Origin of the sequence: Sphingomonas sp. AAP5, assembly GCF_004354345.1 — a bacterium.
Lineage (GTDB): Bacteria > Pseudomonadota > Alphaproteobacteria > Sphingomonadales > Sphingomonadaceae > Sphingomonas > Sphingomonas glacialis.
In genome coordinates, this window is the sequence record NZ_CP037913.1 from 1,932,220 (window position 1) to 1,955,348 (window position 23,129).

At 61.8% G+C, this 23,129-nt stretch carries 26 protein-coding genes and 1 pseudogene; 16 read left to right on the forward strand and 11 right to left on the reverse strand.

Translation table 11 applies throughout. The features are described 5' to 3' along the window. Positions 1–5: 5 nt before the first annotated feature. The 6 genes and pseudogenes from E2E30_RS08865 to E2E30_RS08890 all read left to right on the forward strand — a co-directional run. Positions 6–209, forward strand: a complete 204-nt coding sequence (locus E2E30_RS08865; protein WP_133189109.1) for a hypothetical protein — start codon at positions 6–8, stop codon at positions 207–209. Next, positions 206–445: a hypothetical protein gene (locus E2E30_RS08870; protein ID WP_133189110.1), complete on the forward strand. Its 240-nt coding sequence runs from the start codon at positions 206–208 to the stop codon at positions 443–445. Before E2E30_RS08865 ends, E2E30_RS08870 begins: the two co-directional genes overlap by 4 nt. Further along, positions 442–900, forward strand: a complete 459-nt coding sequence (locus E2E30_RS08875) for a hypothetical protein (RefSeq protein ID WP_133189111.1) — start codon at positions 442–444, stop codon at positions 898–900. The genes E2E30_RS08870 and E2E30_RS08875 overlap by 4 nt, the downstream gene beginning before the upstream one ends. After that, positions 897–4,115: a hypothetical protein gene (locus E2E30_RS08880; RefSeq protein WP_133189112.1), complete on the forward strand. Its 3,219-nt coding sequence runs from the start codon at positions 897–899 to the stop codon at positions 4,113–4,115. Before E2E30_RS08875 ends, E2E30_RS08880 begins: the two co-directional genes overlap by 4 nt. Before the next feature lie 59 nt (positions 4,116–4,174). Further along, positions 4,175–4,846, forward strand: a complete 672-nt coding sequence (locus E2E30_RS08885) for a hypothetical protein (protein ID WP_165954487.1) — start codon at positions 4,175–4,177, stop codon at positions 4,844–4,846. A 42-nt stretch (positions 4,847–4,888) separates the two neighbouring features. Beyond that, positions 4,889–5,161: pseudogene (locus tag E2E30_RS08890) on the forward strand (HU family DNA-binding protein); the annotation flags it as partial. 199 nt (positions 5,162–5,360) lie between these two features. Here the strand turns inward: E2E30_RS08890 and E2E30_RS08895 are convergent. From E2E30_RS08895 to E2E30_RS08945, 11 genes are all read right to left on the reverse strand, one after another. Then, the gene (locus tag E2E30_RS08895) at positions 5,361–7,313 is read right to left on the reverse strand and encodes an ATP-binding protein (protein WP_165954488.1); all 1,953 of its coding nucleotides are present in this window, start codon (positions 7,311–7,313) and stop codon (positions 5,361–5,363) included. Positions 7,314–7,358: 45 nt separating this feature from the next. Next, positions 7,359–7,913 carry a recombinase family protein gene (locus E2E30_RS08900; protein WP_133189116.1) on the reverse strand — a complete coding sequence of 185 codons (555 nt, stop codon included), beginning with the start codon at positions 7,911–7,913 and terminating at the stop codon, positions 7,359–7,361. A gap of 127 nt (positions 7,914–8,040) precedes the next feature. Then, a complete protein-coding gene (locus E2E30_RS08905) occupies positions 8,041–8,535 on the reverse strand; it encodes a hypothetical protein (protein ID WP_240699082.1) in 495 nt (164 codons plus the stop codon). Between the two features lie 85 nt (positions 8,536–8,620). Then, on the reverse strand, positions 8,621–8,842 hold the full coding sequence (locus E2E30_RS08910) for a hypothetical protein (protein WP_133189117.1): 222 nt from the start codon (positions 8,840–8,842) through the stop codon (positions 8,621–8,623). Positions 8,843–8,892: 50 nt separating this feature from the next. Next, the gene (locus E2E30_RS08915; RefSeq protein ID WP_240699083.1) at positions 8,893–9,135 is read right to left on the reverse strand and encodes a hypothetical protein; all 243 of its coding nucleotides are present in this window, start codon (positions 9,133–9,135) and stop codon (positions 8,893–8,895) included. Continuing rightward, positions 9,132–9,485 carry a hypothetical protein gene (locus E2E30_RS08920; protein ID WP_133189118.1) on the reverse strand — a complete coding sequence of 118 codons (354 nt, stop codon included), beginning with the start codon at positions 9,483–9,485 and terminating at the stop codon, positions 9,132–9,134. Before E2E30_RS08920 ends, E2E30_RS08915 begins: the two co-directional genes overlap by 4 nt. Next, on the reverse strand, positions 9,482–9,607 hold the full coding sequence (locus E2E30_RS21130; protein WP_272482947.1) for a hypothetical protein: 126 nt from the start codon (positions 9,605–9,607) through the stop codon (positions 9,482–9,484). Before E2E30_RS21130 ends, E2E30_RS08920 begins: the two co-directional genes overlap by 4 nt. After that, positions 9,604–10,269, reverse strand: a complete 666-nt coding sequence (locus E2E30_RS08925) for a hypothetical protein (protein WP_133189119.1) — start codon at positions 10,267–10,269, stop codon at positions 9,604–9,606. The genes E2E30_RS21130 and E2E30_RS08925 overlap by 4 nt, the downstream gene beginning before the upstream one ends. Before the next feature lie 714 nt (positions 10,270–10,983). Then, positions 10,984–12,093, reverse strand: a complete 1,110-nt coding sequence (locus E2E30_RS08935; RefSeq protein ID WP_133189120.1) for a tyrosine-type recombinase/integrase — start codon at positions 12,091–12,093, stop codon at positions 10,984–10,986. Between the two features lie 172 nt (positions 12,094–12,265). Then, positions 12,266–13,156, reverse strand: a complete 891-nt coding sequence (locus tag E2E30_RS08940) for a DNA N-6-adenine-methyltransferase (RefSeq protein ID WP_133189121.1) — start codon at positions 13,154–13,156, stop codon at positions 12,266–12,268. Between the two features lie 85 nt (positions 13,157–13,241). Beyond that, positions 13,242–13,406, reverse strand: a complete 165-nt coding sequence (locus tag E2E30_RS08945; protein WP_206365672.1) for a hypothetical protein — start codon at positions 13,404–13,406, stop codon at positions 13,242–13,244. Positions 13,407–14,446: 1,040 nt separating this feature from the next. Here E2E30_RS08945 and E2E30_RS08950 point away from each other — a divergent pair. The 10 genes from E2E30_RS08950 to E2E30_RS08995 all read left to right on the forward strand — a co-directional run bounded on the left by E2E30_RS08950 (position 14,447) and on the right by E2E30_RS08995 (position 23,127). Further along, positions 14,447–15,289: a hypothetical protein gene (locus E2E30_RS08950; RefSeq protein WP_133189122.1), complete on the forward strand. Its 843-nt coding sequence runs from the start codon at positions 14,447–14,449 to the stop codon at positions 15,287–15,289. Between the two features lie 114 nt (positions 15,290–15,403). After that, entirely contained in the window at positions 15,404–15,835 is a 432-nt protein-coding gene (locus E2E30_RS08955; RefSeq protein WP_133189123.1) for a hypothetical protein, read from the forward strand. Then, positions 15,835–16,272 carry a hypothetical protein gene (locus tag E2E30_RS08960; RefSeq protein ID WP_133189124.1) on the forward strand — a complete coding sequence of 146 codons (438 nt, stop codon included), beginning with the start codon at positions 15,835–15,837 and terminating at the stop codon, positions 16,270–16,272. Before E2E30_RS08955 ends, E2E30_RS08960 begins: the two co-directional genes overlap by 1 nt. Then, positions 16,263–16,958 carry a hypothetical protein gene (locus E2E30_RS08965; protein ID WP_133189125.1) on the forward strand — a complete coding sequence of 232 codons (696 nt, stop codon included), beginning with the start codon at positions 16,263–16,265 and terminating at the stop codon, positions 16,956–16,958. Before E2E30_RS08960 ends, E2E30_RS08965 begins: the two co-directional genes overlap by 10 nt. A gap of 2 nt (positions 16,959–16,960) precedes the next feature. Beyond that, a complete protein-coding gene (locus tag E2E30_RS08970; RefSeq protein ID WP_206365673.1) occupies positions 16,961–18,850 on the forward strand; it encodes a D-Ala-D-Ala carboxypeptidase family metallohydrolase in 1,890 nt (629 codons plus the stop codon). An 86-nt stretch (positions 18,851–18,936) separates the two neighbouring features. Next, a complete protein-coding gene (locus tag E2E30_RS08975; RefSeq protein ID WP_133189126.1) occupies positions 18,937–21,774 on the forward strand; it encodes a hypothetical protein in 2,838 nt (945 codons plus the stop codon). 27 nt (positions 21,775–21,801) lie between these two features. Beyond that, positions 21,802–22,188, forward strand: coding sequence for a hypothetical protein (locus E2E30_RS08980; RefSeq protein ID WP_133189127.1), 387 nt, complete (start codon positions 21,802–21,804; stop codon positions 22,186–22,188). Between the two features lie 5 nt (positions 22,189–22,193). Further along, a complete protein-coding gene (locus E2E30_RS08985) occupies positions 22,194–22,625 on the forward strand; it encodes a hypothetical protein (RefSeq protein WP_240699084.1) in 432 nt (143 codons plus the stop codon). Positions 22,626–22,627: 2 nt separating this feature from the next. Further along, positions 22,628–22,906, forward strand: a complete 279-nt coding sequence (locus tag E2E30_RS08990) for a hypothetical protein (protein ID WP_133189128.1) — start codon at positions 22,628–22,630, stop codon at positions 22,904–22,906. Then, positions 22,903–23,127 carry a hypothetical protein gene (locus E2E30_RS08995; protein ID WP_133189129.1) on the forward strand — a complete coding sequence of 75 codons (225 nt, stop codon included), beginning with the start codon at positions 22,903–22,905 and terminating at the stop codon, positions 23,125–23,127. Before E2E30_RS08990 ends, E2E30_RS08995 begins: the two co-directional genes overlap by 4 nt. Positions 23,128–23,129 lie beyond the last annotated feature (2 nt).

Below are 23,129 nucleotides of genomic sequence, written 5' to 3' on the forward strand. Positions count from 1 at the left end.
CGGTGATGGCAACAGCAGCAGCGACAAGCGGTCGTAAAACGCGAAAGGCCGGCGCTGGCACGCCGACCCCCGCAAATTACATCAACAGCAACAATCAGGAATATAGCCTTACCGATTACCGGATTCAATATCTTTCGGCGACCTGCGGCATGCCGCATTCGCTCGCGACGATCCACGCCGCCCTCGTATTCGCGGGAGGCGTCGCATGAAGCTGCGCCTTTTCCCGATGCGTATCGCCATTCTCGATGCGCCCTACGGCTATGATGTCACCATCTCCCCGTCCCTCTTCACCACCTACGGCAATCCCGAAGAATGGTTTGAAGATCGGGAGATCGCGCAAGCATATGCCCGCGGCTTGAACTGGGGTACCGGGTGGGTAGTCGACGACTGGTCAACGCCGCCTCTTGTGGACGAAGCGCTCTGCGCCCCGCAGGTGTTCCTGTGAGCGGCGTTTTCCACGCCAGCGCCACCACGGCGCGGCTAGATACGGCGATGGAGCAAGCTCCCCCGCATCTGTACCCCGTCCTGCTCGCGGTGCGCGACCATCGCGTAGGGATGCTATTCGTCGGACAGGACGCGGGCTCATTCGCGATCCCGAAGGAAAGCACCCGCCCGGCGATCGTGCTGATAGGTGATGACCTAGAACAGTCGGTCGGACCCGATGGCTTCCACATGCCATCGCTTCGCCGTCTCGTTCGGAAATGCAGCGCCTTCACCGTCGTCTCAAGCGCGCCGACTGCCGAGATTTACGCGGCCGGGACTGCTCCCGCGGTCGGCGGCAAGAACGCGGTGATCATCGAAACGCGGCTTGCACACGAGTTCCAATGGGTCGCGCTGATCCAGAAGCTCGCGCCTGGCCGCCCGATCCTGCTCAGCACGGTTAAAGGAGGCCACGCATGATGGCGCTCACCATGCCCCTGATAGAGGGCGATGCCGCAGCGCCGGTGGAGCGTCCCGCGATAACGCTTACGGTCTTCCGCAAGGAAGGAGGCCCGTTGACCAAGCGGCTGTCTGCCGATGAAGATGGTGCGCTCGTGTCCGATGGCAGTGCGTGCAGGATGTCGCATGGCGAGGCTCGCGCGATCAGCATCGCGAATATGGAGGAATTCGCCGACCTGATCGGCGGCTTGGGCGAGGCCGAAGCGATCGCGCTGGGGACCGTCAAACCAGACGCCCTGGATAGCCATGGGCGCGCCCGGATTGTCCGCCATGCCGAGCTCACCGAGCCCGTCGCCGTAGCAACCATTTCGCGAACGCTCGAATTCATCCAGTTTCCCAACGGTCGGCCCGGGCTCATGCTGCTCGACTTCGACACCAAGGGTATGTCGGCCGACCTGCTCGCTCGCATCCAGTCGGAAGGCTTCGATGCGGTACTCGGCGAAGTCGCGCCCGACATCCTCGCGGCGTCGCGCGTCTGGCGGCCGTCCACCTCATCCGGCGTAAGGAACACTGCGACCGGCATCAGCTTCGATAAGGCCGGCGGCCACCTCTATCTTGCGGTAGCCGATGCCGCCGACATCCCGCGCGCCACGAAAGCGCTGCATCAGCGGTGCTGGCTTGCCGGCTTTGGTCATATTCTCGTCGGCCGCGCGGGGCAGCTGCTGGAGCGCAGCATCATCGACATAGCGGTAGGCAGCCCCGAGCGGCTGGTGTTCGAGGGGCCTCCGCAGGTCGTGGAACCGCTTGTTCAAGAGCCGCGCTCGAGCGCTGTCACCCGAGGCAAGCTGCTAAATAGTCGGACAGCGATACCCGACCTTTCGCCGAGCGAGACGGCATTGTTCGACGATATGATCGCGACGGCGCGCGAGGAAGCCGATGTACGCGCGGCGCCGATCCACAAAGCGGTCGACGCTGCTGAGGTCGGCAAGCTCCGCGCGATCGGCGTCTCCGAAAGCGAAGCCCGCGAGCGGGTTGCTGCTCGCCACCAGGGCAAGCTGTACCCTCATATTGAGCTCCATTTCGACAATGCCAGCGTGGCAACCGTCGGGGAGGTCCTCGCCAACCCCTCGACTTTCGACCACGAGACGCTGGCCGATCCGATGGAACCGGACACGGGACGCTGTAGGGCCAAGCTCTTCGTGAATGCCAGCGGCAAGGTTATCATCAACACCTTCGCTCGCGGTGGTGCATCCCTTAAGCTGATCGCAGATCGCGCGGTCATCGAAAGAGTCGTGGGCGAACGTGAGCCAGCAGCGGTTATCGCGGACGTGAAGCGGCTGATGGCTAGTGCGGTGCTGTCGCCAACCGACTTCGATGCCGTCGTCGCCGCAACCGCGCTCCGCAGCGGTGCCGGCAAGCGGTCGGTCCGGAAGGAATTGGAAAGCGCCCAGAAAATCGCGCGTGAAGCCAGCTCCACGGCGCGACTTATCGGCCGACCGAGCGAGGGCGATCGACTGACGTTAGAAGCACCGGCGACAGCGGGCGAACTAGGCCCCACGCTTAGAGCGGTCGATGCCAGGTTATGCGCGATCGACATTCCGGAACCGCCATTTCGGCTTTCGGATGGTCGCCTCGGACTGATTCGAGAAACCTCGCCCGGCGGCTTGCATCTGTTGCTGACCGAGGCTGAGGATGCAGCGCAACGGCGAGGAGATACCCTGTCGCTGATCCCTGTGCCCCCACAAGCGGCACTGCTGCCAGCCGAGTACCTCGATGCGGCTTTGGAGATAGAGAAGTTTGTCCGCATTGAGCGCCAGACCAAGGAGGGCGACACTTACGCCGTCCGCATCCCCGAGCCCCACGGCAAGGCTTACCTCACGTGGATGGACAGCAAACTGCCGCGTGTTTCCGCGCTGGTGACGCTGCCCCTTGTGCTGCCGAATCAGAAGCTCCTCACGGGACGTGGGCTCGACGCGCGCCGGCAGGTCATCTTCCGCATCCCTGACGAGTTGCACGCCGCGATGCCTGCGCCCGAGGAGGTTGATCTCAACTATGCCGTCGATTGCATCGATTTCTTGATGAACGACTGGCTCGTCGACGTCGAGACGAGCCCCGCTGGCAAGGCGGTGATCATAGCGATGACGGCGCAGACAATACAGCGTCACTTGCTCGCCGAGCGACCGGCCTACATCATCGATGCGGGACAGCGAGGGGGCGGCAAGACGACCACCGTCATTATGTCCCACGTTGCCGTTACGGGTGTGCGACCAGCGGCAGCGGCTTGGTCGGACGACCCTAACGAGCGCCGCAAAGGACTCGTGTCGGCGTTCATGGTCGGTAGAGCGATGCTGCCCTTCGATAATATCAGCCGCGGAACGCTTATCCGTTGCCCTCATATCGAGGCTTCCCTCACCTCTCCGGAGATGACCGACCGCGTATTGAACGAATCGCGCATTGTGACGGTCATCACGACCCCGACACTGGTCTTCACAGGTAACAGCATAGCGGGTGTCGGCGACATGGCGTCACGCGTCCTACGCGTTGTCTTAGAAATCAGCAGGCCTGATCCGGAAAACAGGGATTTTGTCCACTCCGATCCGATTGGCTGGACGCTCGATCATCGCGGGGCAATCCTCAACGCGCTCTATTCGATCCTGCTGGTCCCGTGCACCGGGCCAGGCTCGTCTACCCGTTTCAAGCTCTGGGACCAGATCGTCGGCGGCCCCATCGAGAGCGTTTTCAACGAGTGGGCCAAGCGGCGGCGGGAGCAGGGCCAAGACGTGCCGTCCTTCGCTTTTCAGGACCTGCTTCGCAGCAACGAAGACGAGGACACCGAGGCAGAAGGTACTCGCGAGGTGCTCAATGCGCTGTGGGACAAGTTCCCGAACAAGGGTGCCGGGCCGCTTGCGGATCCTCGATGCTGCTTCAAAGCCGCGGATTTCTCCAAGATGCTGGAATATCCTCCGAAGCTAGATCCGATGACCGTCGATTTGACGGCGTATTACGACACACGTCGCAAGATCGATCAGCTCCGAGCGTCGCTGGGCGCAGCAGTTGGCGGCACCCTGCAGGGGGGGCAAATCGGCGCACAGGAAGCAGGGTTCCGGCTGAAGTCGCTGGTCGGGCGCGCCATTGACAGCGGCGACCGCATTCTGACGCTTCGCAGGAAGCCTGTCACTGACAGCAAGAAGAAGGACAGCGCCACGTACTTCATCGAGCAGAAGGCGATCCGATGAGGTTCAACCATCGCCACCGAGCGGGGAATGCGGGGGGAGTACCCCCCGAAAGGGGGGAGTTGGCGCAGACTCCCCCGCCAATCCCCCCCGATGAAATATCCACATTAAGCAGAAGCTTGCAGACGGCTAAGGGGGAGTTGGGGGGCTTTTCTTCTTCTCTATACGTGAAGGGGGACATTCATTTCCAGAAATCCGAAAATATTCCCTTTCCCATAGATCCGTCGCTGGAGGCGGCTCTAACTCCCCCGCCCGCATCGATTTCATACGCTAAGTCATTGCGTAACATAAATTCTTCGGGCGGGGGAGTTTTGCCCAAAATCCCCCCCGCGGGAGAGTGCCATATCATCAATGACCCTGGCTCCCTTCCGGCCGACATCCTCGCCGGCCTGCGTGTGCTGAAAGAAGCGCCGGCACCGATCATCACGCGGCCCGACGTCTGGGAAGGGATCGTAAGCGATGCGCTCATGCTAGCCGCCGCTGGTTGGGCGCGGCATGCGCTAGATCTGGGCTGGAGCCCGCTCGACATCTTCGGCGTCGGGGAGCGCGACGACTGGGATTTCCAAGGGTTGGCGGTTTGGCTCGCCGGGATGCGTCTCGTATCAGTGGATGAGGTCCAAGCGATCGCGACCGACGACATTGGCAAGGTGAGATATTTCATCCGCGGCGGGATGCGCCACGGCACACACCCAACCGTCACGCCCGTTGCCCTATGGGAATTCGGCCGACGTTAAGCCTCCGCCGCCTATCCGCCCTCTGATCCAAGGAGCCCGAACATGGTCCGTACCGATCTCATCACGCTGCTGGCAGCGCAGCACCCCGATCTATCGGCGCGCGACATCGAGGCGACCGTCGGCGCATTCTTCAATGCGATTACGACGCACCTTGCGGAAGGCGGACGAGTCGAAGTGCGCGGCTTCGGGTCGTTCACAACTCGGGCGCGCGACGCTCGTACTGGTCGTGACCCGCGCACCGGTGCGCCCGTCGAAGTAAATGCCCGGCGCATTCCTTGGTTCAAGGCGGGAAAAGATTTGTGCGAGTTGATTAACGGCATCGACCAGACCGAGCTGGGCAAGAGGGGCTTGGCCGAGAACGCTGGGACCGAGACGCACCCGGCGCCGACCGTCTAGACCGAGCACCATAAGGAAGGCGATGCGCGCAGCCCAAGCGATACGTTCGACCGCGGGCAATAAGGCGGAACGGATATGGGAAAATTAGCCCCACCGGCGTAAAACGGAGGAAAGCCGCTTACTTCGGTGGCGCTTTAGAATTAAGCTTATCGCCCGCCATGTACCGCTGGTCAGGATGCTTTGGCATCTCGGCGATAGTGTATTTCAAAGAACCGTCCGCGACCATCGGGCCAACATACCTGCTAGACAGGTAGTCACGGTTCTTGTTCAGCAAGTCGGCGAGCTCGGCAGCGGTCATTGGGCGCCACCTACAAATTTCGTAGATGACGTCGCGCGCGAAAGGCTCCTCGAGGCGTGCCATCATAGACGCTGTTCGCACTCGGGTGCGCATTTTCAATGGTAAATCCTCCACCCTCAGCTTCGAACCTAGGATGGTAGCATCCGAGGTAGGAGCGCTAACTGGGATGGTTGCCATCCTGGCCTGCTCACTCTCCCGCCTGATCATTTCCCCGCCGGCTAGATAATGAGCCGAGACTCCGGCGCCCCGGGCGGCGAGGAGGCCATGATTGCATAGGCTCCTCATCGCTTTACTGGCAGTCAGCGTATCGACGCTGTTCAAGCTACGGTATCGCGAATTATCGATCGCTCCGACTTCACGAACAAATATTAAAGCCTTCAATTGTTCTTCGCTCAGATTGAATTCGGCAAAGCTACGAAGCCAGTCCCAGTCCCTTTCATTAAGGAAATGGTGAAAGAGAAATGACACCGAAAATTCCGACCGTTCCCGATCTGAGTTGAAAGTTGGACTTGCCAACCCGCGCTCAACCATCAGCTTTTGCATCACACGAATGCCACTACCCTTGGTTTCCGCGAAGCGTGTCTCGTGCAGCATGGCAGCAATCGTCGGATTGCGTATCTCGGAGCCTGCGTCATCGAACCTATCTTGCGATTTCAACGAGTATCCGGCGTTCTTTATCTCAAGGCGATTGGCATACCGGATGATCTGGATCGGGGAAAAGCCTTCATAAGAACGGTGCATCAGCGAATTCACCACAGCCTCGCGAATTGCGCGATACGGTATTGCGGGGGTCTCCGTCCGCTGCCCTGATAGGCTGTCTCCGACGTCGAATGTCCGGGGCAGATCGTCGAGGATTGCGCTGATCACCCTGGGGATTAGGCGGATAATCGGACCGCGCATGTCGAGCGATTCATAGGACGCTGCAGCATCGGGAATCCATTGGTTTCCTGGAACTCGGATGTAGTCGACACGCATCGTCGGAAAGCATCGTCTGATCGCCTGTGAGCGGCCGAACATCAGCATGCCCGCGATGGTCACACGCCATTTGCCCTCAATCTTTCGGGTAGCGCCTAACGCGTAAAGCAGGTCGGTGTCCGTCCACTTAATGTGCTCGTCATCGGGCGACGTCTCGGCGCGGGCCATGCGGTAGCTCTCGATAGCCTCGACATCCAGATCGGCGGCATCCGCGTCCTTCACGAGCCGAGTGTCATATGCCTCGTGCGATTGACCGATGTAGAATGTGGAAAGATCGTCATCATTACACCTAACATCGGATGGTCCGATCCGGCGCCAAGCGCCTTTCGGAAGGCCAGTCGCCTGGAAGTATGCGGGTTTATGGCTCTTTGGCAGCTCGGGCACATCGATCCGAATGACCGCCGCGCGGCCCACGGCCTCAGTCTTGATGTCCACTCGAATTGGCGAATTGAACGCGCTCGAACAAAAGGACTGTATGTCCAGGCTGAGCTTGTCAGGGTTACCGACACCGTTGGCGGAATATAGAGGGAACAGCGACGATTCGTCTCGCGATACGCCGAGCAGGATAGTCCCTCCCCCGAGATCCGGTTCGTTACTCAGCGCGCAGATCGTTTCAAAAACCGAGCGACCAACATCTTCGCCGGTGACGGTTTTAACTTCAATATCTTCTTGCTCATCCACCTGGTTAAGGATGGTGATGAGCGCCGTCGCGGGTTCCTGCCTAATCATTGCTCGCGACTTATCACAAACCACACGGTTGATGCATGCCCCACGAACACGGAATTTCCGTTCAGCCATCAGCAAACCGGCCGACAATCGTCGCAGGGGCGGCCCTTTGCGCATTTAGCTTCGAGGTCGACGGGCCATAAGGCGGTAGACGCTGGCACGCGAAATCCCAAGAGAGCGCGCAATCGCAGCAGGTCCATTCCCTGCCGTCGAGAGCGCCTCTACCCGTTTGTAATCGATAGTCGCGGGGCGCCCACGATAGACGCCGCGCTCCTTCGCCTTCTCGATCCCGTCACGCTGACGCTCACGACGAATGTCGTTCTCGAACTCGGCGACAGCGCCCAAGATTGCCAACATCAGCTTCCCGGTGCTGGTGGCTGTGTCCACGCCGCCCTGTTGCAGACATTGGAAAGCGGCGCTCGAGGACGCGACCTGCTCGAGGATGCGATGCAGGTCCCCAACCGAGCGCGCGAGCCTATCCAGACGTGTCACAACGAGCTGATCGCCCGATCGCAACTGGTCGAGCGTGCGTGCAAGCTCAACCCGATCAACAGCCGTCCTTCCGCTGCGTTTCTCGGAATAGATTTTCTCGCAACCGGCCGCGGTCAGCGCCTCGATCTGGACGTCGAGGGACTGGCCGGCCGAACTAACGCGGGCATAGCCGACGAGCATGGCGATCCTGTTCTTTATGAGTTTAGGGGCATTCGAGAATGCGTATCGAAAGTACCGCGACCACCCTGTCGAGACGATCCGCGGCAGCGTCTTGGGCGTCGCGCATGGGTACACCCACAAGGCACGGTCATGAGACGAACATAGCCTCGACGATCGCCTGCATAAGGACCCCGCGTGGCACCGGCACACTGATGGTCGTATAGCCGCGATTTTGTGCGCGCCGCTGGCCGTAGAGCCCAATCCACTGCCGCCCGTGTTGTCGCCATGCACGCTGCAATGCCGGGACCGGGAGCAGCACGCAGGTCGCGGCCGGCGCATACGCATAGGCGATGAAGTCGCATGCGAGCGGCTTCTGGACCCAACCAGGCGCTTGGCGCTTCTCGTCCGACCAGCGCTCGAGCAGCACGTCGGGCCAATCCTGCGTCCTGATCTTCTCATCGACCGTGAACGTCCGGCCGCATGCCAAGGTGAGCAGGCGGTCGATCCCGGCCCGCTGCGCCCAGCCGTCATGATCGATCGCGACGGCCGACATCAGCGTCGGAAAAGCACGACGGTAGATCGGTATCCACCAATCGGCCCCGTAGCTGGCCGCAAGGGCATGGCTATCCTCAAAGCGGTGCACGCGGTCGAAGCCCGCTACCCGCTTGTGACGAGCAACGGGCTGATGCTGTGGAGCGCGGGACGGTGCCGGCTCCCATTTCGCGGGGCTATTCGTAAGCGTCCTCCTGCTCTTGGTCGTTCGTATCTTCGTCGTCGTCGCGCAGTTCTTCGAGATCGGAATCACCGTCGATCTCGTCCAGCCGGTCGATCATCAGCATGGTCAGATGCGCGAGTGCGGCTCGTGGTAGGCTGGGGATGCGAGCGAGCAGCGCGTTGGCGTAGCGCGGGTCGCTCGGCCGCATCCACGGCCGGTGGCGGGTTCGGCTCATCGACCGGCGCCGATGCCCCCATTTATGGACTGTGTGGACGGGATGCCCCATCACAGTACCTTACCAGCTTGCCGGCGCTCGATCGTCCATCGCACCGCCTCGACGCGTTCGGGGTTGCCGACGATGTGCGACATGACGGTGGTCAACTCGTCCGCGGGGCAATCCTGCACGACGAACCAGAGCTTGCGGCCAGACGCCAGAGCGTAGCCGCCGCCGATCGCCACCAGCGCGGACAGCCAGGCGGCGGGATCGAAGGTTTCTGGCGCCGGGCGGACCTGCTCCATCTGGCTCATGCCGCCCTCCGCATCTGGATCTCGTCGGACGCACCAGCGAGGCTGCCGATGTCCAGCAGACACTGCGCCTCGCGGACAATATCCGCCGCCGCCTTCTCGGAGAGCTCGTGCCCCTCTGCGGTCATCTGAAAGGCGAGTACCATTTTTGCGACGAGTCCATCGGACGTTCGCGCTGGCGTGTCGTTTATGCGCTTCTCGATCGCCACCATGATCTTGAGAAGATCGTCGATCTGCTCATCGGTGTGGAGACCTTCCTTGTTGATCGCCGCTAGGATTTGGTTGCGATCGGCGAGCCACCCGCGATGGGGGTCGGTCGCGCAGATCCCGGTGTGACTGATAGCGGCGCTCATGACGGCATCGCCACAAACACAAGTGCGAAAACAGACCAGAAGGCCGGCATTGCCGCTAAAATCGCCACAGCGCCACCAACGGTCAGGCCGGTGCCCATGATCGGGCGGGTCAGCGCCTTCATGCTGCGCCCCTGCTCATGAGGCGGCGAACGTCTTCAAATACCAGCTTGGTCACCTTGTCGCTGGGATCGCAGCCGCGATATTCTTCCTCGACCAGATTGATCTTGAACAGTAGGGCCGCAGTGTCCGGTATGGGTTCAGCGAAAATTGCTTGTGCCGCAGCATCCTGTGCATCGACAGCGGCTTCCCAACGGGCATCCACGTCGCCGGTGATGGCTGCTGCCAACTCTTCGGCCTCGGCCTGCCATGAAGCAAGCGCAGCCTCGTATGCTGCATAGCCTGCCGAGGGCTCGACCGGTGTCGCCTTTATCTCAGCGATCGTCATCTGCTCGATCGGCTTGGGATATTTTAAAGCCGGGCGGTCCGGTGCAACTGGGCGCTCCCCGATCTTGTCCCTTTCGGCATAATATCGCTCGAACGCCACAGTGTGCTCGATGCCGATTGCCCTCATTTTCGTGTCAGTGGCGTGAAACGTTGCGACCAGCCGATCCCATCTTGCACGCGATACGACGGGCGCCGTCGCCACTGCCGACGTAGCGCATGCGATGATTGCCGGGGCGAGAATGGCGCCGCCGAGTATGGCGCGACGGGTCATGGACGCTGCCAAATCGCGTTCTTCGGGGTTGGCCGGGCGCACGGGTGCCAGTAAGCTATTCGAAGCCATATTCGATCTCCTAACGATCGTTTCGGTCAGACCGGGCGGGAGGGTCCTACGCCTCTCGTTCGGTCGCTCCACTGGTGGAGTGATAGAGTCTCTATCATCAGTGATTGCTTGTGACAAGCAAGCAAGTGAGATAAACTCTATCAATGGATACAGAGCAATGTCGGATGGCGCGTGCCGCGCTCAAGTGGTCCGCTGCCGATCTCGCCCGCCAGGCAGCGATCGGGTACGCGACCGTAGCTCGGTTCGAGTCTGGACAGCCTGTCCAACCCGACAGCATCTCGCAGATGCGGTCAGCGCTCGAGCGCGGCGGTATCGAGTTCATCGCACCCGGCGCTGTTATTCGCGATGGAAAGAGTAGCTCCGGCGCCGGGGTGCGCCTTCGGGGTTAACGCTGCCTTTGATAACGCGCTTTCGGCCAATGGACGGCGGCATGGCAGGGAATGCACAGCGCCCGCATGTACCGGTCGAGATTGCGATCAGGGTGTCCATGAGGAAGGTCGTGGTGCGCCTCTTCCGAAGGAGAGGCGCCGCAACCCTGACAAATGGGATGAGCGTCGAGAAACAGGCCATTTCGCTTCTGACGCGCGTTCGGTTTAGACGTGCGCTGCTTCGCACGCCAAGCACGGGTGTTGCTCACTATTTTTCCTTTCACTGGTGGTTACCAGCCACCAGCCCCGCTTCCCTGATCTAACCCCTGGCCCCGATGCCCCTCGGCTATTCGTCGCCCAGTCGTCGGCGCAACCTCGCCATAGCGCCCGACTGGGGCGCGATATTGCGAACGTATTTAATCACTGAACGATCGTCCTTCCAGCCGCCCTCATTACAGATTGCGGGCATCCCCTCACCCGCCTGCGCCAGGTCTTGAGCAAGACCGACGCGGAAGCTGTGCCCGCCGACTTGGAGCGCAATCGCGTTGTAATCTATGACGCCCTCCCCCGCGTCGATCAGGCGCAGCGCTTCGCGCACAGCGCAACGAACGACGTAGCGAAAGCCGGACGGCCAAAGGCACGTGCCAACGGTGCCGTGCATATTGATTCCCCGCAGCAGGGGGCTGGCGGGACCGATGTCGACACCTCGTTCTGCCAAGGCGGAGCGCCACTGCCGGTAGAAGCGCATCGTTCGCACCGAAAGCAGCTTGGTGATGCCCTCACCTTCCTGATCGGTCTTGCTGCGCACCACGACGAACAGGCCTTCGCCATTTTCGGCTTCGGTGATGTCGCCCATGGTCGCAGCCATGTATTCGGCGGCGCGACGCCCGGTATCGCCCCCGAGGGAAAGAATGAAACGCGATCGAATTTCGCGGACCGTGCTGTAAGGCTCCAGCGCGTCGACCATACGGGAGATCGAGAACGGCTCGGGCTCATCTTCGATGTGCGTCACGTCCCCACGGCGGCGGATAGCGAGCGCTTGGCGATGGTCGCCACTCCACGCGCGTGCCGTCTTGGCGATCTCCGCATGGACCATTTCACAGGACGTGACGTTAGGGCCGCCGACGATACGAGTGAGGAACACGTTGATGTTCGAAAGCATGCGCCGCAGCGAGTCTGGGTGCCGCCCGCAGCCAAAGGCTCGAAGGAAATCGCGGACATCGCGAGCCGCCGGCGAGAACGGATCGATACCGCGAGCGAGGCACCACGGAAACCACCGCCCAAGGTCACGGCGAAGCGACTTCAAGGTGTTGATAGCATGGCCATCGACGTACCCCTCGAGGTTGTCGAGTTGATCGTCGTCGAAGCGGTGGGCGAATTCCGCAGGAATGCCGGTCATGCGAAAGCGGGTGTGGACCAGGTCCTGCTGAGCCGGGGTGAGGTTTAAAATCGTCATGAGCGTGCTCCTATAACTGTAGGCTCACACTGCGTTTTAGGATGGGGCCTGATCGCAACGAAGCGGTTTCCGACTAATCGGTCAGTCGATTAATCCGCCAATATCGTTCCAGCCGAACCACCGCTCCAGCCCGACCGTGGGCGGGTAAGCGTTCGGTTAGCGGTGCTGGTCGCTAGCGCCTAACGGCGGCACTGCGTGTCAGCCAAAATCCCGGCGTAATGCTCTCATACCTTTCCTTCTGCTCGGCCGTCGCGCCGAGCGTCAGGAGCATCAGAGAGAACGGCGTATGCTGGCCTTTGCCCCGCGGATCGAGAACTCGCACGCGCGCTTGCAGCAGGTAAATGTCCGCGTCGGCGCTCAACACATCGTGGAACCAGGCGGAGTCGGTTCGAACCGGGATCAGGCACACGACTGTCTCAACCGTGCCGACCCGCCATTGATCGTGAGCACGTCGCAACCATTTAAGGAGCTCGGAATAGGGCGGATTGACGAACGCGACACGCCCCGACCATGTATCGGCAAGCCCGTCTCCGCCCTCGCTACGTAAAATCCGGCGACTTGCGACGACCGGGCTCAGCAGGTGCGCACAGGGATCGAGATCGATCTCACCGAACGCCGCGTAGATGCTCGCCATGAAGTCGGGAGGGGTGAAACGGCTATCGCGATCGTCCTTATCCCCTTGCCCCCAATACGATCGCTCGGGCGCACGGCGACGAGCGTGGGGCGCGACGACCGCTAATAACCGCAGAAGGCTGACGACCGATCCGCCGCCACGCTCGAGACTCGCGATGGTCGTCCGCGAAAGACCCGTCTTCATCGCCGCGGCTTCCAGCGTCATGGACCGTGCGCGACGGCGGGTGAGCAACTGCTCGGACAACGTTTTGCCGGGTCCCAGCCCCGCGAGATGAAAGTCTAACGCCGCCATCACCGCGACCAGGGTTCGCACCGACCCGACGCCACCCTCTAACCGCTTGATGGTTTGCGGTTCCACACCAACTCTACTGGCCAGGGTCCGCTGCGACCAGCCCGCCGACCGTCGGGCTTCACGTAATTCGTCGATCAATATCTGATCCCGCTTGGGTTCGTATTCTGACCCGATATTCTGCGATGGCGGTCGGCGCCATCGTTTTGTGCTTGAGCGGAAAGCCCTATGCCATCGACTGCATCATGCGCTGGCCATCAGCTTCGCGCACAACGACGCCGGGAGTGCTAGGATAGACATTTTCGCCGGAATTCGACGCCACCGGATTGGAGACGCGGAAATGCGCGGCGACTTCCACAGCCGATTTCCGGGCGGTGTCGAGGTTGCACATGCTCAGCCTCTTCGACTCAACAGGGCCGCAAAGGAGATGCCGACCGCGAGCAAGGAAACACCAAGCGCGAGCCGAGCCGTTCGCGCCTCCCTGCGCCGCATCTCGGCCTGGACTACCGAATGGGCCACTGCGTCGTTAGTCCGAACCTGCGGGAACAGGTGTAGCTCATAGTCAGACAGTCGCCTCGCCAACCGCGGGGTGAGCTCGTGGAGGCCTGTCAGGTCGGCGACGCCGATCGTCCCTCTGATATCCCAAGGCGCCCACCACCGGCGCCATCGCCGAATCACGATCTGTCTACGCGTTGCGCCTGCGATAATCTTCATTTCGCCAGGATATTGGGAGAAGCGAACGCTGTCACTCGCGCGCGGAGGCCTTGTTTTGCGCGGCTTTCAACACCAGATCGTCTGCGCCAGGGAGAGTTGCAGACCCACAGCGGCAGTTTGGCGGCGATGCGCACGGCCCCCCGTCTTTCTGCGGACGGTGGAACACAGGTGGGGGAAAGCGCAGCCTCCCTGTTCTGTTCGCCGCATGGCGTGGCGAGCTTGTAGTGACTGGATTCTGCGCGCGGAGCCAAGGAATGGCGAAGCGTAAGTGTTGTGCACGATGCCTCGATCTCGGTGTGATCGAGGTGAAATGCCCGGATTGTCTGGACGGGTTCATAGCCGAGGATGGACGCTGGGGTCATTGCCAGCGTTGTATCTACGATCCTGGAGTGATCGTCGTCGATTGCCCAGACCGAGCACACTGGTAGCACTTTAGGAAGCCGCCGATCGAAAGGTCGGCGGCTTTTCGCCTCTCTGCGACGGGTCAAATCCTCGGAACGCTAATTTCGCTGGGTCCGCGCCTCAGATCAGGCCCATCTGGACTGCCGCGCGGCCGGGACCATGATTATGCGGCTGTTTCGTCGATACAGCTGCCGATATGCACCGTCCTCGGTCTGTGCGTCAGCCAAGACTTTATTTTAACGACGCGGTCGCAAGTCGCGAAGCCGCTCGAATTTGAATCGTGAATGGTGAAAGTCAAAGGCAGGGGAGCGAACAATGCGTGTGGTCGTCGATCGTTGTTGCATGGCGAGCCAAGAGCTGCGTGATTTCTTGTCGTTGGCACCTGATAATATCGCGGTTCTAACCGATTATGCCGCGATCGAGGCCTTCAAAGGCGACACGCTAGAAAATATCCAGTCTGCATGGACGGTCCTAAGGGATTTTCCGGCCCAGATGATTGCATTGAAAGACACAAGAAGCGCTGCGCTTGTGGACCCCCGCGCAGCCGGCATCGCAAACCGCATGATCAATAAGAAGGAGACCAAGGCGCTCGAGAACTTTTCGCGTGTCATCGACAGCGCGCAGTCCGGGAACCGGAGGACACAAAAGCAACTGCTCCAGAGGGGGAAGTGGGCACAGGATCATTTGGACCGAATGCTTGCGAAGTCTGCCCACATGCGATCTTCAATCGAAGCGTTCTGCTCACATTTTACGCCTGATGAACTCAAGCGAATGCGGCGCCTGGAGCAGTGGAGCGGGGCAACAGCGCTGAAGTTTATGCAGGTCGCCATCGACGAAACCGCTAAGTCGTTTGACGCCCATCCTGACAAACTGCGATGGCCTGGGTCTGATCACAGGTTCAATCATTTCCTGTTCCGACACACAATTGCTTATATGATTTATGTGATGGAGCTTGTCCGGAAAGGTGCCATCGACCGCAAGGCAGCCATCGTTCGCAATGACGCAGTCGACGTGGTCAATGTGACATTCGCAACTTACTTCGACGGCTTCATGACGGACGATGAGCGGGCGGGGAACACCCACAATCTTACGAGATACCTGCTCGATCAGGTCGGGGCGCGCGTGCCCGAAGACTATCTAAAGAAGTATCGTGCTTAATTATTTAGGCTGCTGTCGCAGATAGCGCTTGCGACGAAACGGTAAATTCTGTATTACAAGATATCGGCTGATCATGTCCTGCGCCGGGGACATCGCACTCATTGGAGTGGCGCGTTGATCAGCCTGGAATTCCGCCCCGACTTTATTAATCGCATCGCGAACAGCGAAGGCGTGCGCGAGTTCATTCGACCAGATGGCGCTGCGATGGACTGGGCGCCGCTCGTCAGCCATTCACCTGCCTTCACCGGGACAGTTCTGCTATCCAACGGCAATGATGCTCTTGCGGCGTTCGAACGAACGGCCCCCGGTGTCTACCAGGTCCACACCCTCTTCGCCGATACATGCCGCGGCCGTCTCGCCATCGAGACCGGGCGCGCGATGCTGCGCTGGATGTTCGAGCGAGGCGCACAGATCGTCTGGGGCTCGACCCCACGGGCGAACCGCAAGGCCTGCTGGTTCAACCGGCATCTCGGCGCGCGCGAGTTGCCCACATCGGACGCGACCGACATCGTCTTCGAGATCCGCCGCGCCGGTTGGGCTTCGTGATGGTCGAGGTCTTCGCCACCCGCGATCCAACGCTGGTTAACAGCTTCGCCAACGATCCAGACATCTTGCCATTCTGTGGTTTCCCCGCCGGAACCGAGTGCGTCGACATGTCGGACCGGATTGCCAACCCCGCGATCGTCTTCGTGACGGACGGAAGCGGCGCGATGATCTGTTTCGACCACACCGCGAAAGGCTGGGAATTTCACAGCATGTTCCGCCGTTCGTGCCGGGGCCGCAAGGCGATCACTGCTGCGCTCGCCATGTTCGATTGGCTGGCAATCTCCACCGGAGCCCGCGTCCTGCTCGGAACGTGCCCGATCAATAACCTTCCGGTTCGCTGGTTCTGCCGACAGCTCGGAATGGATTCCCTCGGCATCTCACAAAGCAATCAGTTCGGCCCGGTCGAACGTTTCAGGAAGGAATTGGCGTGCCTTTAGCAGCAGCAGGAATCGGCGCGGCCGGTTCGATCTTGGGCGGAATCACGGGCGGCAAGGCGTCGAGCGCCGCGGCCAGAGCCCAGGCGCAGGCGCAGCAAGCCGCCATCGGTGAGCAGCGCAACGAGTTCAACACGATCCAGGCGAACAACCAGCCGTATATGCAGGCGGGCACGTCGAGCCTTGCCAGCATGTTGAACCTGCTAGGCTTGGGGGCTGGCGGTGCGACAGGTCAACAGGGCGCGATTGACGCGCTCAAAGCCTCTCCGACTTTTACGGCGCTCGATCAGACCGGGACCGATGCCATTTTGCAGAACGCAGCGGCAACGGGCGGGCTGCGGGGCGGCAACACGCAGAGCAGCCTATACAATAACCGCTCGAACCTTCTCGCCAGCGTGATCCAGCAGCAGCTAGGCAACCTCGGGGGGCTGGTGAATGTCGGGCAGGCTGGCGCATCCGGCACGAACGCCGCCGCCACCAACACGGGCAGCGCGATTTCTTCGATCCTCACGCAAGGGGGCAACACGGCTTCGTCGGGCATTCTCGGCGGGGCTAACGCCTTCCAGAACACGCTAAACAGCCTCAGCCAGATCGCCGGCAAGTATTTCAACCCGCAGCCTACTTTACAGTTGCCGCCGCAAATTTCTGCGAACGGCTTTGGCAACACCGCAGCGACGGGGATCTGGTAATCATGGCAACCGATCCCACACAGCTAATGAATATGCTCGCATCTAACTCGGGCCTTGCTGGTCAGTTCTTCCAGCAGGGGCAGAACGACGCACGCAAGCAGCAGGTTGACGACCAGAATATCGCGCTCAACGCGGCCAAGCTTAACCAGATGAAACAGCAAGCCGTTGCCGACGCGAGCTTTCAAAATGATTGGGGGACGTATCTCAAGAACCCGACGACGGACGGCCTAGCCCAGATCGCGGTCAAGTATCCGTCGCATACTGACGCGGTAAAGGAATTCTGGGCGATCAAAGACCCGGAAGTCAGGCAAAGCCACATCGCTGCTGTCGCCCCGATCGTCAGTGCGCTGCACAACAATCGGCCGGATCTCGCGATTATCTCGCTGCAGGGGCTGCGGGATGCCAGTGCCAAGGCGGGTCAGCCGACCGACGATTACGACCAGGAAATCGCCGCTCTCAAATCGGGCGACAAGGATGCAATCAACGCCGTCAAGGGTACGATGATGATGCACCTTGCCGCGGTCGATACCGACGGCAAGTTTGCGGAGAGTCTGGCTAAAGCTCAAAAGGCGATGGCTGGCCCGGATGGCTACACGCTCGGCGCTGGTGACACTCGCTTCGACGGCAATAACGCCGTTGTCGCGCGCGGCATTGAAAAGCCGACCTACGAGAAGGTAGCCAACGGGGACGGCTCCGAATCCATCGTACAGGTAGGCGGCGGCGGCGGCAGCTCGGCTGTTTCGCAGGGCACCGGCCCCGGAACGCCTGCTAATCCTTCGCCGCGTTGGTCGAGCGCGCAGCTTGCTCAGACGGTCCCGTTCGGCGGCACTGTCACTTCGGGCGTTCGCTCTGCCCAGCACAACGCCGCGGTGGGTGGCGTTCCCAATTCGCAGCACGTCGCTGGCACCGCGATCGACGTTGTCTTCCCCAAGGGGGTCACGACGCAGCAGGTAAAGGACTATTACGCGAAGCAGGGCGCTAGCGTCCAAGTGATCCACGAAAACGCGGGCGATCCGCATTCGACCGGGGACCATTTCCATATTCAGGGTGCGAGCCCAAACGCTGCGCCGGTGACGTCTCAGGCCCACTTCAACGATAGCGGGACCAAGGTTCTATACACGTCCAAGGGCCGTCCAGGCGGTGCCAGTGGGCCGGCTCCCTCGGGCTATCGCTACAAGGGAGACGGCACGCTTGAGCCTATCCCTGGCGGGCCGTCCGACGCGACGCAGCTAACGCCGGAATCTGCCAACATGATGGCGCAACAGTATCTTGCTGGGGACAAGACCGTTCTGCAGGGGCTCGGCCGTGGCAAGCAGGGCGGCGCTGCGATTGCTCAGGTCCGCGCCGCGATTACCAAGCAGGCGCTGGCGCAAGGCATGACAGGCCGCGACATTGCCGCACAGATGGCGGACTTTTCCGGCGTCGTGGCGAGCGAGCGGGCGACAGGCACACGAACGGCACAGGTTGAGCTTGCCGCCACCGAGGCGCAACGCTTGGCCCCTCTGGCGCTGGCGGCTTCTGACGCGCTCCCGCGTGCGGGCTGGACGCCGGTTGCCGGGGCGGTTCAGTCGGTCCAGAGCGGGACGAACGATGTGCGGTTACGCCGGTTCGTCACGGCCAACAATGCGCTGGTCAACACCTACGCGCGGGCAGTCAGCCCAACCGGCGTGCCGACAGTGGACGCGCAGAATCATGCGCGCGAGATCCTTAACACGGCGCAAGATCAAGCCTCCTACCATGTTGTCGTCCAGCAGATGATGAAGGAAATCGCCGCCGCCAGAGCTGCACCCCGCGATGTCCGGAACGATCTGCGCAACAATGTCGGCGGGAATTACAAACCCGGTGGTGGGGCCCCGTTCCAGATTAAAATCCTTGGAGTGCGCCCCAAGTGATCGCACCCGTGCAACATTTAGGGCCGCCCTCGCCGGATAGTGCCCCGACGCAGATTTACACGATCGACGCCGGGAACGGTAAGGTTATGGACATCGAGGCGCCCGCGGGCTTGTCTGCCGAGCAACTCGCCGCGCATCCTGATGTGCAGGCCGCTGTGCAGGCACATGATAGCGGTAAGGAAGAAGCGCCCGACCAAATCGTTGGTGGCTTCGATGATCAGCTGCCCGATCAGCCGCTATCGAAGCTGAGCCCTGCTGACGAGGCGCAATATCACGCGCTGCTACACACCGCGAGCGCGGACGAATTGCAGCAGTTCCTCCAGAAACGAGCTTTTGCTAGCGACCACGCGGCGCTGGCGGCATTCACGCACGACCGCGATGTGTCGCTGCGGGCGGGCAAGCGGGTCAATTTCGGTGTCACCTATAGATTGCCGAAGGCGATGCATAGCGATGCGGGGACTGCTTTCCTCGACGGCGCGTCGCAAGGGGCTCTCCTCGGCACAAGCGATGAAATCCATGGTTTGGTGAATGGCATCGATGCCGCGATTCATGGTAAGAGCTTCGGCGATCAATACGACCAGACCGTCGACCAGGATCGTGCGCAGTTGGGCGCCGACCAGCAGGAGCACCCGATTGCCTCAACTGTTGGCAACATTGCCGGTGGTCTTGTCCTGCCTATTATTGGCGAGGAGGCTGGGCTTACCCGCGGCATGTCGGCGGTTGCTCAGGACTCGTACCGGGCGGCCCGGCTCGAAGGCTTCACCGCCGAGGAGGCGCGAACGATTGCCGGAAAGACGATCGCGCGCCGCGTCGCGATCGAAGGTGCGGCTTACGGTGGTGCCTACGGTGCCGGCTCATCGAATGGCGGTCCCGGCGAACGACTTCTAGGCGCGATCGGCGGCGCAGCCGAAGGTGCTGCTGCTGGTGGCGTTCTTGGATTGGCGGGGCAGAAGCTCGCGCCGACGATTTACGCGTCTCGCGCCGCATCGCGCGCCCTGCCCGCCGCTGAAATCCCCGAGGCGGCGCTAGTGGCGCAGGCTGCCGCTCGCCAAGGCGTGGACATCCTGCCGCAAGACGTCGGTGGTCGAGGAGTGCAGCGCGCTACGCAGGGTGCGGCACAGTCGCCATTCGGTGCGAAGGTGGTCGGCGACGCTGCGGATCGGCTGTACAGTAGCTTCAGCGGCCGGGTCGGCGAATTGGCCGGTGACGCGCCCTCCCCTCGCGACGCCGGAAATATCGTCGGCGACCGAGCAACGGAGGCTTCTACCCGCAGCGTTGCGGCCGCCGATCACACTAGCGGCGCTGTCGAGCGCGCGCTTGCAGTGCCGTCCGATTCGACTGGCGCGGGCCAGCTCATACAGCGCGGTGTCTCGCGTTTCATGGACGATACGGCTGAGCGAGCTTCGGCGCTCTACGACCAGGTCCCGATTGCTGCCGACCAGCAGGCCCAGCTTGGCAGCACCCGCCGCCTGCTGAACGACTTCACGGCGGAATGGCGCAGCAACCCCCAGCTTGGCGCGATCTTCCGCAACGGGCGACTGTCGAACTTCCTCGACGCGCTCACGCCCAACGTGACGCGCACCGAGACTGGCCTGCTCGACGCGTCCGGCAACCCGATGACCCGCGACGTCACCGAGGGCGGCGCGCTCTCGTGGCAGGACCTGAGCGAGTTCCGTACCCGCGTCGGGGACATGCTCGCAGATCCGAATCTCACCGAGAAGATCGCGCCGCGCCAGCTTCGAGCGCTGTATGGCTCGCTGACGAGCGACATGGAGGCCACCGCCCGCAACGCCAGCCCTGAGGCGCTCGCACGCTGGCGCCGCGCCAACGATTACTACGACGGCCGCATGAAGCGCATCAACGACACGTTTTCGATGGTGCTGGGCAAGAAGGGAGACGCGACGCCAAACGAGGCGTTCGGGGCGGTGCAGGCCATGCTCAAGCCGGGCTCGACCGGGAATGCAGCCGCCTTCTCGCGAATCATGCGATCCATGCCGGCCGAGGATGCGAACACCGTCCGCGCGTCGATCGTCCGTGACGCTCGAGGGGGACGCGAGTTCGATCCCCAGGCCTTCACCAAGATCTGGGGACAACTATCTGAGCGCGGCAAATCGGCGCTGCTCCCGCAGCCTGGCATGCGGGTGATGATGGATGACGCTGCAGGACAAGCCGCGCTCGCTAATCGCAGCCCGTTTGCCGGTCTCAGCGGCGAGCAGGTCTTTGCAAAGCTCGATGCGATGGCCGGCAACCTAGGCGATTCCGCGCGCTTCCAGGCGACGATGGCGCGTCTATCGCCGGAAGAAGCCAATGCGGTGCGTTCGACGTTTATCCATCAGGGTGGTCGCGCCTCGCCTGGTGCGCAGAATGCCGAAGGTGACGCCTTCAGCATCTCGCGGTGGCTGACCCGTTGGAACACCATGACGCCCGATGCCAAGGCAGTACTCTTCGGCCGGGGCGAGCTTCGTGCGTCCATGAACGATCTAGCGCTGTTGGCAGAGCGCGTGAAGGCATCGGAAAAGCTGGCTGGCCACAGCAACACGGGCGGCATCAACGAGTTCAGCAAGACAAGCATGTCGCTGTGGAGCGCTGCAGGTGTGGCGGTACTTGGGCATCCGATCGTTGCCGTTGGGCTTGCCATGCCGGCCGCATACCAGCGTATCAGCGCCGAAATGCTCACCTCACCGCGGCTGCTGCGTTGGCTCACCCGCATCCCAAAAGATGCCGATCGCGCCGGCCAGATCTCCTATCTATCGAAGCTGTCGACAATCGCAGCGCGGGAACCAGCAATCGCCCACAACGTGCTCGACCTGCGCGAATTCCTTCGCACCGCTATCTCGCGGTCACCCGAGAAGGCCGCCGCTCACAATGTAGGCGATGGTGGGCAGGAACCACCAGACCAGAGGGGCCGCGGCAATGGTCAGTAACTTCCGCACCATCAGAGGATACCAGAAATGACCGACCAAGCACAGAACCAGCCAGAGGGTTATATCGAGGACTTGAACGGCCAGAGCGTCGCGCCGTATGCGCCATTGCCAGGCGCGCGCAGCATCTTGGCGGGCATCGGCACTGGCGGCCTCCCATGGTTCGAGACGCGAGAGAAGCGCCTGACGCTGGGATTCCGCCCGATTACCTTAGGCTGGCTCGCACAGGCCCTAGCAACCGCCAGCGGCAAGACGCTCGCGCAGGCTAATCAAGCGCTGATCAGCGCCATTCCAGATGGGCGCGAGGACGTGTTGGACGGTAGCAGCGACGTCATCTTCGTCGTCGATCAGGCCGCCATCGTCCTTGGCTGCGACCCCGAGGACGTCGAGCTTAGCCCACGGCAGATGCAATCCTGACCGGCATGACGGATCCGAAATCTAACGGCCGGAAAACGGACGGCACCTTCGCTCCCGGTAACGCGCTTGGGGGGAGGACCAAGGGATCGCGCCACAAGATCACGCTGGCGATCGAGGAGATGCTGGAGGGCGAGCACGAGAAGCTGACCCGCAAGGCGATAGACATGGCGTTGGAAGGCGACGGCCCTGCACTGCGTCTATGCCTCGATCGGCTGGCGCCGCCGCGCAAGGATTCGCCCATTTCAATGGAACTGCCGACCGTGAAATCCGCCGAGGACACGGTTGCTGCCTCGTCCGCAGTCCTGGCCGCAATGAGCGCGGGCGAGATCACCCCAGATGAAGCCGGCCGCGTCATGGCCCTGCTCACCGCGCACCGCTCAATTATCGAAGTCGGCGATCTCGAACGCCGCCTAGCCGCACTGGAGACGAAGCAATGACTATGCATAATCTCAAGGACCGCATGGGACGGCTGGAGGTGAAGCTGCTGCCCGATCCCATGGCGAAACGACAAATGCAGGAGGACGCTGCGCTCTTCCGAAAGAAGGTGACCGCACTCGCGGACCAGATGGACCAGGAAGACGCCGCGCTCGCTCTTGATGCTCAGCTCGGGATGTCGCCCGCCGCGCACTTTGCTTGGGCGATGCGATTCGCTCCCGAAGAGGCGAACGTCGCGCAGATAATGGCTTCGCACGGCCGGCCATACGAGCCGCGGGCATGAGCAAGGACATGATGCGTCGGCTGGCTGCGATCGAGGCGGGGAAGGTCGAACTGCCGCCGGAGGTTCGGCTGTGGCTCGGCGAAACGATCACCGACGAAGAACGTGCGTCAATTGTGCCGCAACCGCCCCGGTCGAACGAAGAGGATGCGGCGGCCATCCGCGCGCTGCCGGCAGATATGCGCGCGTGGTTCGAAAGCCGCGTCGTCACCAACACCATTTAGCT